The 2,162-nt window shown below is 46.1% G+C and carries 1 protein-coding gene; it reads right to left on the bottom strand.

Annotation, left to right across the window (positions count from 1 at the left end):
- Window positions 1–222: 222 nt before the first annotated feature.
- Entirely contained in the window at window positions 223–1,539 is a 1,317-nt protein-coding gene (ltrA, locus tag WCO51_12760; GenBank protein MEI6514124.1) for a group II intron reverse transcriptase/maturase, read from the bottom strand.
- Between the last annotated feature and the right edge of the window lie 623 nt (window positions 1,540–2,162).

The following is a 2,162-nucleotide window of genomic DNA, read 5'->3' as shown; positions in this document are numbered from 1 at the left end:
CAAAGCTGGTTATTAGCTTGAGGCGATTGGAGCTGTTAAAAAGCGCAGGTGTACTCATTGTCCATCGAGCTTTTTAATAGATCCGATCGCCTCAAGATGATGACCAGATTTGATGATCTGGTAAAGGGAACGGATTGCTCCGTCCTCCCTCCCATTTAGAACCCATCGTGCCCAATTCAGGCAATAGGCTCAAGACAATCTCATTCACATATTATACTTTAATCAAAACAGCCTGTGACGAACTTTTGCTTCCGGTAGTGGGTGTATCTTTTGGAACAGCCTAAACTTGTCCCAGTCAAAGGACTTGCGTTGGCTGCGACGGTTTAGCCATTTAAACAGGATTTTCTCGGCTTCTCTTAGAAACTTCGCCACCGCCTTACTGTTGAAGCTAACGCCATAGTACTGCACGTGCCCTCTTAGTTTGGCGCAGAACGTTTTCCAGATGGAGCCGAGTGACTCTCTATTCCTTATCTGTCGCGCCCAGTCTTTTATTTTATTCAGTTTAGACCGATATCGCTTGCCGCAGGTTTTGACTTTCGGGGTTATATTCCCTTTCAGTGACCTGCCCAGATAGAAGGTAAAACCCAGAAAATCGAAGGCCTCCTGCTTAATACCTCGCCGTGTCTTATTCTTTGAAAAATTAACCATTTTCGTCTTTTCTTCATTGAGTTTGAGCTTGTATTTATCCAGTCGTTTACCCAATGCCTTTCTAACCCTTATTGCATCTTCTTCATATCGACAACAGATGACAAGATCATCAGCATAGCGAACCGCTTTGATCGTACCTTTCATCAATGGCATGACTATATCTTCTAACCATTCATCAATCACGTAGTGGGCGACTATATTCGAAAATATTGGACTGGCGCATGACCCTTGCGGCACGCCCTCATCGCTTACACTTAACTCGCCTTCCACAAGTATGCCAGCTTTTAACATTCGGCTGATATATCGCATGAATTTCGTGTCTTTTACTTTTACACTCAGCAAATCTTTTAGAATTCCGTGATCGATCGTGCCGAAAAAGTTGGCTAAATCAACATCGATTACTACCTCTACTTCATTCGAATACAGGTGATTGCATAGATCGCTTATCGCATCATGGCAGCTTCGTCCCGGTCTGAAACCATATGACCAGTCAAGAAAGATTGGTTCATAGATACTTCCCAGAAGTTCCTGCACTCGATACTGCACCAGCTTATCTTCGAAATTACTAATCCCTAATGGCCTCGTTGCGCCAGCTTTTCCTTCTTTAGGTATCAGCACTTGTCGTACTGCCTGTGGTCGGTAAGCCATGCGTTTCATCCGCGCAATTAGATCGTGTAAATTCGCTGGCAAGTTCTCGCCATATGCGGCTTTGCTTATCCCGTCTATTCCTAGAGCCTTCTTTCCGTCCAGCTTGTCGAAACAGCGTCTCAGACTCCCCTCATTTATGTGGTGCATCAAGCTATGGAACGCTTGAGCTGGATTCTGAGCCGATAGATATGCTATCTCTGTTAATGCAGTGTCCGCGTTTCCTTGAGATTCTAATGTTCTCATCACGTTTCCTTTTCAGAGTCAAAATTACCCACAGGCCTTCCCCATGTACTTGGCTTTCCCAAGCTCGGAGTACTACGCCTGATCTGACTCCCTATCTTTCTGTAATTACGCCATCCCAACTCCCTCGCTTTTACACTTGTCGGTTAGTACTCACATCCTTGCGAGAGCGGATAGGGCCTCCCACGTTTACAGCTTCGCTTTCATTGCACGCCATGCTCTTCGACTCCGGAGGTGATAGATACCGCTGCCGATTATCGCTGCATCTATTGTTGCCTTCGGGTTTCTCGAGACCCTCGGCCACCCCTCAGAACTTCCTTAACGGAGCTCAATCGCGTTTAACCTTGCGGCTTATGGCTTGCAATTTCCTATGCCTACGCTTAACCTAATGCGTTACCACATTAAGCCCAAGGCTTAGTACGAAATGCGCCCGGTCGCGCTTTTCCGGCAGCACTTGCAGCTGCTAGCGGAGGTGCACTTTCGTGGCGCACCAAGAATAGGAAGTTATTACGGGCACGATCCTAAGCATAATTTTCCCTGGTTTTGCGCTCTTTCGCTCTTTTCTGACCTGGATATGTCACCAAAATAAATTAGAAATGCATGATTGCCATATAGGCTCGAGGTAA

Source organism: bacterium, assembly GCA_037131655.1.
Classification (GTDB): domain Bacteria; phylum Armatimonadota; class Fimbriimonadia; order Fimbriimonadales; family JBAXQP01; genus JBAXQP01.
The sequence above is the reverse complement of the archived record's forward strand: the minus strand, read 5'-3'. Positions and strand labels throughout refer to the sequence as shown.

Excerpts from the sequence above, each read along its gene's own strand:
- ltrA (MEI6514124.1), bottom strand. The coding sequence starts at position 1,539 with ATGAGAACATTAGAATCTCAAGGAAACGCGGACACTGCATTAACAGAG.